The sequence below is a fragment of the Citrobacter sp. 506 genome (assembly GCF_050434985.1).
Classification (GTDB): domain Bacteria; phylum Pseudomonadota; class Gammaproteobacteria; order Enterobacterales; family Enterobacteriaceae; genus Citrobacter; species Citrobacter braakii.
The window spans coordinates 1426597-1441210 of the sequence record NZ_JBNDJN010000001.1 but is presented as its reverse complement, the minus strand read 5'-3'; the positions used below and the strand labels follow the sequence as shown (position 1 = coordinate 1441210).

Sequence of the window (14614 nt, the reverse complement as noted above, 5' to 3'; positions counted from 1 at the left end):
CCGTCCCCTTAATCCAGCCGACGTTTGGTTTTAAGCCACGTCAGGCCAATAAACATCACCGCCGAAGCGATTAAAAACAGCACGTTGATAATCAGCACCACCGGAATATTTCCCGCCAGAAACAGGCTTTGTAGGGTGCTGACGAAATAACGAGCCGGAATAATATAGGTTACTGCCCGGATAATCGCCGGCATGCTGTCTATCTGGAAGATAAAACCCGACAGCATAATCGAGGGCAGGAAGGCGGCGTTTAGCGCGACCTGCGCGGCGTTAAACTGGTTGCGGGTGATGGTGGAGATAAGCAACCCCATGCCGAGCGTGCTGAGCAGGAACAGGCTGGTAATGAAAAACAGGATCAGCAACGAACCGCGATAGGGCACGCCGAGAATAAACACCGACACCAGCATACACAGCAGCATCGCCAGCATGCCCAGAAAGTAATAGGGGATCAGTTTGCACAACAGCAGTTCGACGCGGGTGACTTCGGTAGACAACAGCGCTTCCATGGTTCCGCGCTCCCATTCGCGCGCCACCACTAATGAGGTGAGGATAGCGCCAATGACCGTCATGATGATGGTTACCGCCCCGGGAATAATAAAATGTTGGCTGATGGCCGCCGGGTTAAACCAGTAGCGGGTCTGCACGTCGATCAAAGGTTCAAATGATTCTCCGCGATCTTCCGCCCGCTGTTGTTGCCAAATCTGCCAGATGCCTTCGACATAACCCTGTACAAAGTTAGCGGTATTCGGTTCACTGCCGTCGGTGATCACCTGGATCGGCGCCACGTCGTTGGGTCGCGCCATCTGCTGGGCGAAATCCACCGGGATCACCACCAGCCCGCGAATGCGCCCGGCCTGCATTTTCTCAATCAATTCTTGACGGTTATCGCTGATGGTGGCGTCAATATACGGTGAACCGGTCATGGTATGGGTAAAATCCAGCGCCTCTTCGCTTTGCTGTTCGAGCAAAATCCCTACCCGCAGCTTGCTGGAGTCGAGGTTGATCCCGTAGCCGAAGATAAACAGCAGCAGCAGCGGGATCACCACCGCAATCAGCCAACTGCTGGGATCGCGGACGATCTGGCGCGTCTCTTTCACGCACAGCGCGCGTACGCGACGCCAGGAGAGAACGGAGTTACTCATGCGTATGCTCCTTATCCCAGTCATTGATTAGCGTGATAAAGGCCTGTTCCATGGTCGGGTCTGGCGTCTCACTGTCAGCAGCCTGAGCTTTCAGGTCGTCCGGTGTACCGCTGGCAATCAGTTTGCCGCGATACACCAGCCCGATGCGATCGCAGTATTCTGCCTCATCCATAAAGTGGGTGGTCACCATCACCGTGACGCCTTTTTCCACCATACTGTTGATATGTAACCAGAACTCCCGACGGGTGAGGGGATCGACCCCGGAAGTGGGTTCATCGAGGAACAGAATGTCGGGTTCATGCATCAGCGAACAGGCCAGCGCCAGACGCTGTTTAAAACCCAGCGGCAGTTCGTCGGTGGCGTGGGAGGCGATACTCTTCAGGCCGAATGCCTCGCTCATCCGCTCGATTTTCTCCTTCTGCGCCCGACCGCGCAGGCCGTAGACGCCGGAGAAAAAGCGCAGATTCTGTTCAACGGTCAGGTTGCCATACAGGGAGAATTTCTGCGCCATATAGCCCAGATGCTGGCGCGCTTTACCGGAGCTGACCTTCAGGTCCATGTCCAGCACCAGCGCTTTACCCGAGGTGGGGACCAGCAGGCCGCACATCATTTTAAAGGTAGTGGATTTGCCCGCGCCGTTGGGCCCTAACAAACCAAAAATCTCGCCGCGCTGCACGGCAAAGTCTACGTGGTCGGTAGCGGCAAAATCGCCAAATTTTTTGGTCAGCGCTTTGGCTTCGATCACCGTTTCACCTGGCGTGCCTTCCACGGTATGCAGGATAGCGCCCAGCGGTGACTCCGATGTTCCGGCCCCGCCGAGTAAATCGATAAAGGCATCCTCGAAGCGGGGGGCGGTTTCGTTGATGGTTATCTCCGGCATGCCGTCAGCGTTTTGAATCTGCTGGGCCGTCGCTTCTTTTTTCAGGATTAAGCGGACGGATTTCCCCTGAATCATCCCGTCGCTAACCTGCGGCAGTTTTAACGTGCGTTGCAGCAGTCGGCGGTTATTTTCCTGCGAACTGCTCATCAGGAAGCTGCGACCCGACATGGTTTGCGTAAGCTGAGTGGGATCGCCCTGATACAGCAATTCACCTTCGTTCATCAGCAGCACATCACGGCATTGTTCAGCTTCATCCAGATACGACGTGCTCCAGAGGATCAGCATGCCGTCCCCGGCCAGTTCATGAACCATTTGCCACAGTTCGCGACGGGAAATAGGGTCGACGCCCACGCCAGGCTCATCCAGCAGTAACACGCTGGGTTCACCGACCAGCGTACAGGCAAGTCCGAGCTTCTGTTTCATGCCGCCGGAAAGCTTGCCGGCCAGGCGTCCGGTAAACGGCCCCAGCGAAGTAAATTCCAGTAACCGGGCAAAGGTTTTTTCTCGCGCTTCACCGGTAACGCTACGTAAATCTGCATAGAGATTGAGGTTCTCCATGACGGTCAAATCTTCATACAGACCAAATTTCTGCGGCATGTACCCCAGTACCGCATGCAGCGCGCTGTCGTCTTTGATGGGATCAAAACCAATTACCGTTGCGCTACCGGCGTCGGGTTTCAACAGCCCTGCAAGCATTCGCATCAGCGTGGTTTTGCCAGCGCCATCCGGCCCGACCAGCCCGGTCACGTAGCCCGCATGAACGGTACAGTCGAGCGGGGCGACGGCCGGTTTATCCATTCCGGCAAAGTTTTTCGTCAGTCCATTCAGCGTAATGACGGCGTCATTCATGCCGTGCCTCATCGCTGAACTTTATCGTTACCGGCATTCCCTGGCGCAGCGCATCGTCCGCGTCGGTCACCACAATACGCAGGCGATAAACCAGGTCGGTGCGCAGGTCAGGGGTCTCGACTGTTTTTGGGGTAAACTCGGCGGTGGGCGACACGAAGCCGATTTTACCGTGATACGGTTTGTCCGGACGGCCATCGGTGTAAAGCAGGATTTCGCGTCCTGGCTGCGCCTGGCTCAGATTTCGTTCGTCAACGTAGGCGCGAACCCATACCGGACGCGTGAGTGACAGCGTCAGTACCGTGCCCCCTTCGTTCAGCATGCTGCCGGGTTCGACCGCACGGGTGAGTAACGTGCCGTCAGACGGCGAGGTCAGCGTGGTGTCATGCAAATTAAGCTCTGCCTGGGCCAGCTCGGCCTGAGCTTGTTCGAGCGTGGCTTTCGCCTGCTCGATGTCCTGCACACGATTACCGCTGCGGTATTGGCTGAGTTTATCCTGTGCGGATTTCAGAGAGGCCAGCGCCTGATCGCGTGATGAACGGGCGTTTTCCAGATCGTTGGCGGAGATAGTGCGGCTTTTCCACAATCCCACCTGCCGATTGTAAAAGTTTTGCGCGTAATCATAGGCTGCCTGCGCCTGTTTGACTGCCGCTGCGGTTTGCGCGATCTCCTCTTCACGATACCCTGCCAGCATCAGATCGTATTGCGCCTGGGCGGCGGCAACATTCGCTTTTGCCTGCATTAATGCGTTTTCATACGGTGCACGGTCCAGTTCGCCCAGCACCTGACCGGCGGTAATGGCATCGCCTTCGTCAACCGCCAGCGAGGCCAGCCTGCCGCCGACGCGAAAACTCAGGTTGACGCTACGGATATCGACATTGCCGTACAGCGTCAGACCGTTATCTTGCCGACTTTGATACCACCACGTTCCACCGGCAATCACGGCAACGAGGGCCGCGATGACCAGCCCGAGAACGACAGGTTTTTTCATGACTCCAGACTCCTTTGCGTTAAACCTTGCAGAATAAGATCGATGTGACAGGTGATCGTTTGGTCAATCAGCGCGGTTTTATCCTCATCAAATTGTGACCAGCCCGTACGCAACAGAATGGTTTCTTTCCCCAGACGAAAGGCCAGTACCTCGCCGAGTAGGGCGTGGGTGTGCAGGATCATTTGGGTATCGTTGGCATCGCCGCCGGTATAGGCAGCAATCAGGCGCGTCAGGTGAGTATGCAGCGGATTGATAACCTGGTCGTGCACCAGTTGATAAGCCGCGGTGGGGGAAAGCTGTTCGCGCGAAATAAATTTGCTCAGGTTAACGGTATCGTCCTGGGTTAACAGCATGATCATATTTTTGCAGGCGCGGAGGATCAGTTCGCGCATCGCGCCACGATCCGGTTCCGGCTGAGCAAACAGACGCTCGGCTTCTTCAGCGTGCGGGCGAAACTGTGAGCCGATAAAATCCGCAATCCACTGGGCGCAGGCGAGATATAAATCCTCTTTTGAGCCAAAATAGTAGGTGATAGCAGCAATATTTTGCCCGGCCTGCGCGGCGATATCGCGAGTAGTGGCGTGCAGACCATACTCGCCAAACTGCGCCAGCGCGGCGGCAATGAGCTGATTTTTCGCCTGTTCACCTTTGGTTGTCATGGTGGGTGTATTCATAGCACGACTCAGATCTTAATCAATCGATTGATTAAGATTATGACTGATGTGTAACCTTGTCCAGTCCGGACCGTTATTTTTCAGCGCAGGGATAATTTATGCGGCACATCACAAAAACTGCTACACTCCGCCCCTTCATGACATTGTGGTTTTTGTCATCTTTATTATATGTATCTCCCTGAAAACGACACCGGTAACGGTCAGGGTGGTTCGGAGTTGTTATGTCTTTTGATTCCCTTGGTTTAAACCCTGATATTTTACGTGCCGTTGCCGAGCAGGGTTACCGTGAACCTACCCCTATTCAGCAGCAGGCGATCCCTGCCGTGCTGGAAGGCCGCGATCTGATGGCTAGCGCCCAGACCGGTACGGGGAAAACGGCAGGTTTTACCCTGCCGCTGTTGCAGCACCTGATTACCCATCAGCCGCATGGCAAAAGCCGTCGTCCGGTGCGTGCGCTGATCCTCACGCCAACTCGCGAACTGGCGGCCCAGATTGGCGAAAACGTACGTGATTACAGTAAGTATCTGAATATTCGCTCGCTGGTGGTCTTCGGCGGCGTGAGCATTAACCCGCAGATGATGAAGCTGCGCGGCGGTGTGGATGTGCTGATCGCCACGCCTGGTCGTTTGCTCGATCTGGAACACCAGAATGCGGTGAAACTGGATCAGGTTGAGATTCTGGTACTGGATGAAGCTGACCGCATGCTGGATATGGGCTTTATTCATGATATCCGTCGCGTTCTGGCGAAACTGCCGGCAAAACGCCAGAACCTGCTGTTCTCAGCAACGTTCTCTGATGATATTAAGTCGCTGGCCGAAAAGCTGCTGCACAATCCGCTGGAAATCGAAGTGGCGCGCCGTAATACCGCGTCAGAGCAGGTGACTCAGCACGTTCATTTCGTTGATAAAAAGCGTAAGCGTGAACTGTTGTCGCAGATGATCGGTCAGGGCAACTGGCAGCAGGTGCTGGTGTTTACCCGTACCAAACATGGTGCGAACCATCTGGCGGAACAGCTGAATAAAGACGGCATTCGCAGCGCGGCGATCCACGGTAACAAATCTCAGGGGGCGCGTACGCGTGCGCTGGCTGATTTTAAATCCGGTGATATTCGTGTGCTGGTGGCGACCGATATTGCCGCGCGCGGTCTGGATATTGAAGAGCTGCCGCACGTGGTGAACTACGAGCTGCCAAACGTCCCGGAAGATTACGTGCACCGTATTGGTCGTACCGGTCGTGCGGCCGCTACCGGCGAAGCGTTGTCTCTGGTGTGCGTTGATGAACACAAGCTGCTGCGTGACATCGAGAAGCTGCTGAAAAAAGAGATCCCGCGAATTGCGATGCCAGGCTACGAGCCAGACCCGTCCATCAAAGCCGAGCCGATCCAGAATGGTCGCCAGCAGCGTGGCGGCGGTGGTCGCGGTCAGGGTGGCGCAGGGCGTGGCCAGCAGCCGCGTCGTCAGGATGGCGGTGCGCCAAAAGCGAAACCGCGTAGCGGCGAAGGCAAACCGGCGGGCGATAAGCCTCGTCCACCGCGCCGTCCGCGCAAACCGTCTACAGCGCAGTAATTGCGAGCCCGGCCGAAAGGTCGGGCTTTTCTTTTTGCGACACGTATCAGAAAGTGCCACAATAGTGGCTGTTTATACAGTATTTCAGGTTTTCTCATGGCACTAACGGCTGCGCTAAAAGCGCAAATTGCCGCCTGGTATAAGGCGCTTCAGGAACAGATCCCCGACTTTATTCCCCGTGCGCCGCAGCGGCAGATGATTGCTGACGTCGCGAAAACGCTCACCGGGGAAGAAGGGCGGCATCTGGCGATTGAAGCGCCGACCGGGGTGGGGAAAACGCTGTCGTACCTGATTCCCGGTATTGCCATAGCGCGTGAAGAACAAAAAACGCTGGTGGTCAGTACCGCCAACGTTGCTTTACAGGATCAGATCTACAGCAAAGATTTACCGCTGCTGCGCAAAATTATCCCCGATCTGCGTTTTACCGCCGCGTTTGGTCGCGGGCGTTATGTCTGCCCGCGTAATTTAGCGGCGCTGGCCAGTAGCGAACCCAATCAGCAGGATCTGTTGGCCTTTCTCGACGATGACCTGACGCCCAACAACCAGGAAGAACAAAAGCGCTGCGCCAGGCTAAAAGGCGATCTCGACAGCTACAAGTGGGACGGGCTGCGCGATCACACGGATATCGCTATCGACGACGGACTCTGGCAGCGCCTGAGCACTGATAAAGCCAGCTGTTTGAATCGTAACTGTCACTACTATCGTGAATGCCCCTTTTTTGTCGCCCGCCGTGAGATTCAGGAAGCCGAAGTGGTGGTGGCTAACCACGCGCTGGTGATGGCGGCCATGGAAAGCGAAGCTGTTTTGCCGGAGCCGAAGAACCTGCTGCTGGTCCTTGATGAAGGTCACCATTTGCCGGACGTCGCGCGCGATGCGCTGGAGATGAGCGCAGAAATCAGCGCCCCCTGGTATCGACTGCAGTTGGATCTGTTTTGCAAATTAGTAGCCACCTGCCTGGAACAGTTTCGTCCAAAAACTACGCCGCCGCTGGCGAATGCCGAGCGTCTGAACGGTCACTGTGAGGAACTGTATGAGCTGATTTCATCGCTCAATAACATTCTTAATTTGTACATGCCTGCGACCCAGGAGGCGGAACACCGCTTCGCGATGGGCGAACTGCCTGCGGAAGTGATGGAGATTTGTCAGCGTCTGGCGAAGCTAACAGAAATGCTGCGCGGTCTGGCGGAACTGTTCCTCAACGATCTCAGCGAAAAAACCGGCACCCACGATATTGTGCGTCTGCATCGGGTTATTTTGCAGATGAATCGGGCGTTGGGCATGTTTGAGGCGCAAAGCAAACTGTGGCGGCTGGCTTCGCTCGCGCAGTCTTCAGGCGCGCCGGTGAGTAAATGGGCGACGCGCGAAGTGCGTGACGGGCAGATCCACGTCTGGTTCCACTGTGTGGGGATCCGTGTGAGCGATCAGCTTGAACGACTGCTGTGGCGCAGCGTACCGCATATTATCGTGACCTCCGCCACGCTGCGATCGCTCAACAGCTTCTCGCGTTTGCAGGAGATGAGCGGGCTGAAAGAAAAAGCAGGGGACCGGTTTATCGCGCTGGATTCACCGTTTAATCACGTTGAGCAAGGCAAAATCGTCATTCCGCAGATGCGCTACGAACCGTCAATTGATAACGAAGAGCAGCATATCGCGGAAATGGCCGCCTATTTCCGCGAACAGCTGGAAAGTAAAAAGCATCAGGGCATGCTGGTACTCTTTGCCAGCGGTCGGGCAATGCAGCGTTTTCTTGAGCACGTTACCGATCTGCGCTTGCTGTTGCTGGTACAGGGCGACCAGCCGCGCTATCGACTGGTGGAGCTGCACCGCAAGCGGGTGACCAACGGCGAGCGTAGCGTACTGATTGGGCTGCAATCTTTTGCCGAAGGTCTGGATTTGAAAGGCGACTTGCTGACCCAGGTGCATATTCACAAAATTGCTTTTCCGCCTATCGACAGCCCGGTGGTGATCACCGAGGGCGAGTGGCTGAAAAGCCTGAACCGCTACCCCTTTGAGGTGCAGAGCTTGCCCGCGGCGTCATTCAATTTGATCCAGCAGGTTGGGCGACTCATTCGTAGCCACGGCTGCTGGGGAGAAGTGGTTATTTATGACAAGCGTTTATTGACCAAAAGCTATGGCAAGCGTTTACTGAACGCATTACCCATATTTCCGATAGAGCAACCTGCTGTGCCAGACGTTATAGTAAAACCAAAAGAAAAAGCGAAACCCACGCGTCGCCGTCGGCGTTAACGATGCGAGCAACAGGCAAGGAGTTATCGATGGATTACCGCAAAATCATCAAAGAGATTGGGCGAGGAAAAAATCACGCGCGTGACCTGGATAAGGATACTGCTCGCGGACTGTATACCCATATGATGAACGGCGAGGTACCCGATCTTGAGATGGGCGGTGTACTGATTGCGCTGCGTATTAAAGGCGAAGGCGAAGCGGAGATGCTGGGCTTTTACGAAGCGATGCAGAACCACACCATTCGCCTGACTCCGCCAGTGGCCAAACCCATGCCGATTGTCATTCCCAGCTACAATGGCGCGCGCAAGCAGGCAAATTTGACTCCGCTGCTGGCGATTTTACTGCATAAGCTGGGCTTCCCGGTGGTGGTGCACGGTGTCAGCGAGGATCCAACCCGCGTGCTGACTGAAACCATTTTCGAACTGATGGGGATTGCGCCGACGCTGCATGCCGGGCAGGCGCAGGCAAAGCTGGATGGTCATGAGCCGGTGTTTATCCCGGTGAGTGCGCTGTGTCCTCCGCTGGAAAAACAGCTGGCGATGCGCTGGCGAATGGGCGTGCGTAACAGTGCGCATACGTTGGCTAAATTAGCCACGCCGTTTGCCGAAGATGCCGCGCTGCGTCTTTCCAGCGTTTCCCACCCGGAATACGTATCGCGCGTGGCGAAATTTTTCGGCGATATCGGTGGGCGTGCCCTGTTGATGCACGGTACCGAGGGTGAAGTGTACGCCAACCCGCAGCGCTGCCCGCAGATAAGCCTGATAGATTCGTCCGGCGTGCGAGTGCTACAGGACCGGCAGAGCGAGATGCCCGATGAGCCGGTCCCGCTGCCGGTGGCTAAAGACCCGGAAACTACCGCGCGCTGGATTGAGCGTTGTCTGGCGGGCAGTGAGCCGGTTCCGGCATCGCTGAAAATCCAGATGGCCTGCTGTCTGGTAGCAACCGGTGAATCCGCGACGCTGGCTGAAGGACTTGGCCGCGTCGAGCAAAGCTTCTGATTTTTCTTTCTCTCGACGGGTCATTTGCCAGGCCCGTCGGTTCACGCTTTCCGGCAACGTGAAATTTCTGCACGTTTATTGATCTCCTGAGCGCTGTGGCGCAGCATAGTTTGTTGAAAAATAAGAAACACAATCAACACGCGACTCAACAGGAGATAACAATGAACAGTGGACATCGCTTCCATGTGCCAACGCTGCACGCCTTTATCCAGGCCGTTTTTCACCAGATGGGAAGCAATGAGCTGGAGGCGCGGCTGGTAGCAGATCATCTGATAGCCTCTAACCTCGCCGGCCACGACTCCCACGGTATCGGCATGATCCCAAGCTATATTCGCTCATTTTCGCAGGGACACCTGCAGATCAACCGCCATGCCAAAGTGGTCAACGATGCGGGAGCGGTGATTACGCTTGACGGCGACTGCGCATTTGGTCAGGTGGCGGCCCACGAGGCAATTACGCTTGGGATCGAAAAAGCGCGCCAGTACGGTATCGCTGCCGTGGCATTACATAATTCGCACCATATTGGACGCATTGGCTACTGGGCGGAGCAATGTGCGGCGGCGGGTTTTGTTTCGGTGCACTTTGTGAATGTGGTAGGGATCCCGATGGTCGCACCGTTTCATGGCCGCGATAGTCGATTTGGCACTAACCCCTTCTGCGTGGTGTTCCCGCGTAAAAATACGTTCCCGTTGTTGCTGGACTATGCAACCAGCGCCATCGCGTTTGGCAAAACCCGCGTGGCATGGCACAAGGGTGAGCTGGTGGCTCCGGGATGCCTGATTGATGCTAATGGGGTACCCACAACCGATCCTGCCGTAATGCAGGTCTCTCCGCTGGGGTCGTTGCTGACCTTCGCCCAACACAAAGGTTATGCGCTGGCGGCAATGTGCGAAATTATGGGGGGAGCGCTTTCTGGTGGTAAAACCACACATGAAGAGAGCCTGCAGACCAGCGCGGACGCCATCATTAACTGTATGACGACCATCATTATGAATCCGGAACTGTTTGGCGCGCCGGACTGCGACAACCAGGTCGCGGCCTTTGCTAAGTGGGTGAAAGCGTCCCCCCATGCTGAAGATGCCCCGATCCTGTTGCCAGGGGAGTGGGAGGTGAATACTCGTGAAGAACGGCTGGAGCAAGGTATTCCGCTGGATGCCGGAAGCTGGCAGGCGATTTGCGAGGCGGCGTTGCAAATAGGGATGCCAGACGCCGTGTTGCAGGAATTCCGTCAACGACTGGAACACTAAGCAAAAAAAAGCCCGTCCAGTGGCGGACGGGCAAACAAAGGGTAACAAACAGGGTCAATGAGGGTTGGAGCATTGGGTCGTACAGGTAATCTTTCGGTTATTTATAGATAACCGCGGTGCCGCTCATTTTGTCTTTGCCGATAGCAGAAGTGATGCTGTAACCCGTTGCGCCAGCAGCGGTCGCTTTTTCAGCCAGTTTTGCTTCCAGGCCGTCCAACGTGGTGGCGCCGTCAGCAGATACCACACCAATTTTGTTCATGTTTTGCGCCTGAGTAGAGGAAACTGGCTCGGCAGCAAAAACGCCAAATGACAGGGTAGACAGAGCGATGGCGGCAACAGCAAATTTGATATTTTTCATGATTAATTTCTCGCAGGTTTGTTCTGTTAGTCAGTGTTCTTTAAGAAGACGTTGTTTCGTCGATGTGAGAAGTATCACGTTTTTTTATGCGAGATAAAATCGAATAGAATTGACGACATCAATCAAAAAAATTGAATGACAAATAACTTATTGAATATTAATAAATTCGAAAGAGGGATTTACAGTTCTTGTCATTGCGCTTTACAGAGAAACCGACAACGGCACATTTTGCTACACAGAGTGCAAAAAAGCGTGCTCGTAAAGGAAATCGTATGCGCTGAAACTTTCGGTAAAGATAAGTCAACGTAGCTGGCTGTCTTTCGAACCTCTGCGATTATATCCTGAAAATGCAGCGCTATGTGAATCTTTATCCTGCTGGCATGTGATGCATAAGCGTACGCCGGGCACGGCCTCCCGTCTGGCCTGAGGGATTGGAGTGCCACATTCTTCGCATTCATACAGACTTTCCCCCGTCGGTAACTCACCGCGGGCGCGGGCAACAGCATCTTCAATAGTATTGTTGATCTGTTCGTTAACAGCGTCGTCATTTGCCCATCCGGATGCCATACCTACCTCCTGCTGATGTCTACAGAATAAGTATAGCGAATGTGATGGCTGAAAAATGACCACGTGTCAGCGGTATCAGATTTCAGACCATTCGCGCAGCAGGTTATGGTAGAGATTGAGAAGCGACAGGATCTCGCTACTCTCCCCATGACGTGTCTTCAGGGACTGGATGTTTTTATCCAGTTCAAAAAGCATGGCGCGATTTTTGTCGTCCCGGATCATCGACTGGATCCACATAAAGGATGCCACCCGAACCCCACGGGTCACCGGCGTAACGCAGTGCAGGCTGCTGGAAGGGTAAAGTACCAGATCGCCTGCCGGAAGTTTTACCGCATGCTGGCCGTAGGTATCATTGACCAGCAGCTCTCCTCCCTCATAATCGTCAGGATTACTCAGGAATAAGGTGGCGGAAAGATCTGTGCGCATCCAGCCGTTTTCCGGATGACTACGCACCGCGCCGTCAACGTGAAAACCGTAGGTCTCGTTGTGCTGGTAGCGATTGAACAGCGGTGTGGAGAGCGTTTTCGGTAATGCAGCGGCGAAGAATAACGCGCTGTTGTTCACCGCGTTTTGTACCGCCTGTTGTAAAACGCCGTAACGTTCACTTTGCGTATTCACCTGCTGGTTGTTTTTAACCTGCGCGCCCTGAGCGCCGGTGGTTGCGCGGCCATCAACCCAGTCGGCAGCGTCCAGCTGTTCGCGAAACCAGGCGACATCCTGCGCCGACAGAATGCCGGGAATGTGATACATCATCAGTGTTTCTCCTGAAAGTGGGGCTTACGCCCCACGTAAAAGATCAGAAATGCATATTTGCCGTGAGCAGGAAGGTTCTTGGCTCACCCGGATGGTAACGGTATCCGCTCTTGTTAATGGAGGATACATAATCGGTGTCGAACAGGTTATAGACGTTCAACTGGAAATCGAGATTGCGATTCACGCGATAACCCAGTTTCGCGTCGGCGACCCAGTAACCTTCGGTGTAGGATGGCGTACCCACGGCCCCGTCGGAACCGCGATGCATACTGCCCACGTAGCGAGCGCCCGCGCCAACAGAGATATCATCGGTAGCCTGATACTGGTTCCACAGCGTGAACGCATGTTCTGGCGTATACGGCAGGGATGAAGAACCATCCTGAGCAACGTTTTTGCCGCTGTTGATCGTCGCGCGCTGCTGGGTGTAACCCCCAATAACCTGCCATGCGGGAGTGATGTTCCCTGCTACCGAGAGTTCGTAACCTTCAACGCGCTTCTCCCCGTACTGGGAATATGTGCCGTCGTCGTTCTGCTCAACTTCGTTCTCAATATCCGTACGGAAAATCGCGGCAGTTAACAGCAGGCGCTTATCCAGCACCTCCCATTTGGTGCCGATCTCGCTGGTTTTCGCTTTCTGCGGTTTGAAATCGGTACGGTTCGCACTGTTACCGCTTCCGCCCTGAGCGAGGGCAAAGTTGCTGCCGCCCGGCGGTTGCTGAGAAACGGCGTAGTTAATGTAAACGTTACCGTTATCGGTCAGATGATACAGCGCGCCCGCTTTCCAGTTCACCAGATTGCCTGATTTGGCAGTATCCACGGTGGTGACCGGAGAACCTTTCGCCACGCCTGTCGGACACGCGACCGCGCCGCGACCAGAAGCGCCGCAAGCGGTGGCGCTGTCATATTCCGTGCGGTAATTGTCGAGGCGAATACCACCGTTTAGTTCAAACTCACGGGTAATCTGTAGCGTATCAAAGGCGTATACACCGAAGGTATCGGTTTGCCCGTTAGCATTAGCGCCGTTACGAGACAATCCGCCGATATTCACATTGCTGTCGGGATGATAGATATTTACCGGCGGCGGGGTGATCGGGTTTACACCATAGTTGGTTTGCGTTTCACGCGTTAGCTCCACGCCGGTGCTGATGTCGTGACCGATGGCTCCCGTGTAAAATTTTGAGGTCAGGTTGGTCTGGTTGGTCAGGATCTTATTGCTGACATCTTTGGTATTTGCCAGGCGTGACCAGGTCCAGGTGTCGACGCTGCTGGAGGGTTGAGTGATGTTAGTCGCGCCGCCCATCACCGCCGTCATCAGATAATCCTGCTTAATGCGTGACCAGCGGGTGGTGTTGCGAATAGTGGTGCTGTCGTTCAGGTCATGTTCAAAACGCATCGTTGCGGTATCGGTCGTTGAATCGTCGTAATCCGAGTTGGTACCGTAGAAGTTATGCGTATCCACTTTTCCTGACTGATTCAGTGCAGCAGTCCCCGCGGAAGGCGCGGAATATCCCGGCAGACCGATGGTCGGGACACCGCCATCCGGGGTGTTGTGCTGGGTGACATGCAGATAGTTCAGATACAGTCGGTTCTCAGTGCCTAAGCCAAAGGCGAGAGAGGGGGCCACACCATAACGTTCATTCTTAACGTTATCGCGACCGGCATCATGCGTTTTTTCACCCATCAGGTTTAACCGTGCAGCGGTGGTCTCGCCGATGACCTGGTTAATGTCCAGCGTACCACGGCGGAACCAGGCGCTACCGACGCTGGCCGAGGCATCGATCCCTGAGTCAGTGCGCGGCTGTTTGCTGATCATATTGATGGAGCCCGTTGGCGCGCTACGGCCATAGTCGGTGCCGGAGGGGCCTTTGATCACTTCAACCTGTTCGGTATTGAAAGTGTCGCGCGTAACGCTGCCAATATCTCGGATACCGTCGATATAAATACTGTTCGAGGTATCCGCACCACGCATGTACACCGCGTCACCGGTGGTGGAGTTACCGTTCTCACCGGCGAAAAACGCGCCAACGCCCGGTACGTTTTTCAGCGCATCGGTCAGATTGGTTGCACCTTGATCCTTAATCACCTGCTCAGAAATCACTGTCATGGTGCGGGTTGTATCCGCTACCGGGCGGGAGAACTTAGGGTCGGCAGACTGCGTTGGGGCGTATAACGAAGGTTTGGCCGCTTCAACAACCAGCGTATCTTCTTGTTTTTTATCTTGATCGCCCGCGGCGACAGCCTGAGCTACCGGACACAGGCCAATACACAGACCGGCAAAAAAAGTCAGTGAATGAAAACTACTGGCAGGCAAATTGCGATTTTTATCCATGTTAGTGAGTGACTTAT

General features: G+C 54.9%; 12 protein-coding genes. 4 read left to right on the top strand and 8 right to left on the bottom strand.

Features of this window, described 5'->3' with window-relative positions; genetic code table 11:
• Window positions 1–8 precede the first annotated feature (8 nt).
• The 4 genes from ABIE10_RS07140 to cecR are packed head-to-tail and all read right to left on the bottom strand — an operon-like array spanning window position 9 to window position 4533.
• Complete coding sequence (locus tag ABIE10_RS07140) at window positions 9–1142, bottom strand: ABC transporter permease (RefSeq protein ID WP_016156059.1); 1134 nt, start codon at window positions 1140–1142, stop codon at window positions 9–11.
• Window positions 1135–2871, bottom strand: a complete 1737-nt coding sequence (locus ABIE10_RS07135) for an ATP-binding cassette domain-containing protein (RefSeq protein ID WP_016152356.1) — start codon at window positions 2869–2871, stop codon at window positions 1135–1137. The genes ABIE10_RS07140 and ABIE10_RS07135 overlap by 8 nt, the downstream gene beginning before the upstream one ends.
• On the bottom strand, window positions 2864–3859 hold the full coding sequence (gene hlyD / locus ABIE10_RS07130) for a secretion protein HlyD (protein ID WP_016156061.1): 996 nt from the start codon (window positions 3857–3859) through the stop codon (window positions 2864–2866). The genes ABIE10_RS07135 and hlyD overlap by 8 nt, the downstream gene beginning before the upstream one ends.
• Window positions 3856–4533, bottom strand: coding sequence for a transcriptional regulator CecR (gene cecR, locus ABIE10_RS07125; protein ID WP_016152358.1), 678 nt, complete (start codon window positions 4531–4533; stop codon window positions 3856–3858). Before cecR ends, hlyD begins: the two co-directional genes overlap by 4 nt.
• A gap of 221 nt (window positions 4534–4754) precedes the next feature.
• On the opposite strand from cecR, the gene rhlE reads away from it, so the two are divergent.
• The 4 genes from rhlE (at window position 4755) to ABIE10_RS07105 (ending at window position 10590) form a co-directional block, all read left to right on the top strand.
• Window positions 4755–6098 carry an ATP-dependent RNA helicase RhlE gene (rhlE, locus tag ABIE10_RS07120; protein WP_047415258.1) on the top strand — a complete coding sequence of 448 codons (1344 nt, stop codon included), beginning with the start codon at window positions 4755–4757 and terminating at the stop codon, window positions 6096–6098.
• 96 nt (window positions 6099–6194) lie between these two features.
• On the top strand, window positions 6195–8345 hold the full coding sequence (dinG, locus tag ABIE10_RS07115; protein ID WP_046274637.1) for an ATP-dependent DNA helicase DinG: 2151 nt from the start codon (window positions 6195–6197) through the stop codon (window positions 8343–8345).
• 29 nt (window positions 8346–8374) lie between these two features.
• A complete protein-coding gene (gene ybiB / locus ABIE10_RS07110) occupies window positions 8375–9343 on the top strand; it encodes a DNA-binding protein YbiB (protein WP_016156063.1) in 969 nt (322 codons plus the stop codon).
• Between the two features lie 161 nt (window positions 9344–9504).
• Complete coding sequence (locus tag ABIE10_RS07105) at window positions 9505–10590, top strand: malate/lactate/ureidoglycolate dehydrogenase (protein WP_200079522.1); 1086 nt, start codon at window positions 9505–9507, stop codon at window positions 10588–10590.
• 97 nt (window positions 10591–10687) lie between these two features.
• On the opposite strand, the gene ybiJ is transcribed toward ABIE10_RS07105, so the two are convergent.
• From ybiJ to ABIE10_RS07085, 4 genes are all read right to left on the bottom strand, one after another.
• Window positions 10688–10948 (bottom strand): DUF1471 family protein YbiJ, encoded by a 261-nt coding sequence (gene ybiJ / locus ABIE10_RS07100; RefSeq protein WP_016152363.1) that lies wholly within the window; start codon window positions 10946–10948, stop codon window positions 10688–10690.
• A 300-nt stretch (window positions 10949–11248) separates the two neighbouring features.
• On the bottom strand, window positions 11249–11515 hold the full coding sequence (locus tag ABIE10_RS07095) for a DksA/TraR family C4-type zinc finger protein (protein WP_279263442.1): 267 nt from the start codon (window positions 11513–11515) through the stop codon (window positions 11249–11251).
• A 75-nt stretch (window positions 11516–11590) separates the two neighbouring features.
• On the bottom strand, window positions 11591–12268 hold the full coding sequence (gene ybiX / locus ABIE10_RS07090; RefSeq protein ID WP_047501257.1) for a PKHD-type hydroxylase YbiX: 678 nt from the start codon (window positions 12266–12268) through the stop codon (window positions 11591–11593).
• Window positions 12269–12311: 43 nt separating this feature from the next.
• Complete coding sequence (locus tag ABIE10_RS07085; RefSeq protein WP_429155141.1) at window positions 12312–14597, bottom strand: catecholate siderophore receptor Fiu; 2286 nt, start codon at window positions 14595–14597, stop codon at window positions 12312–12314.
• Window positions 14598–14614 lie beyond the last annotated feature (17 nt).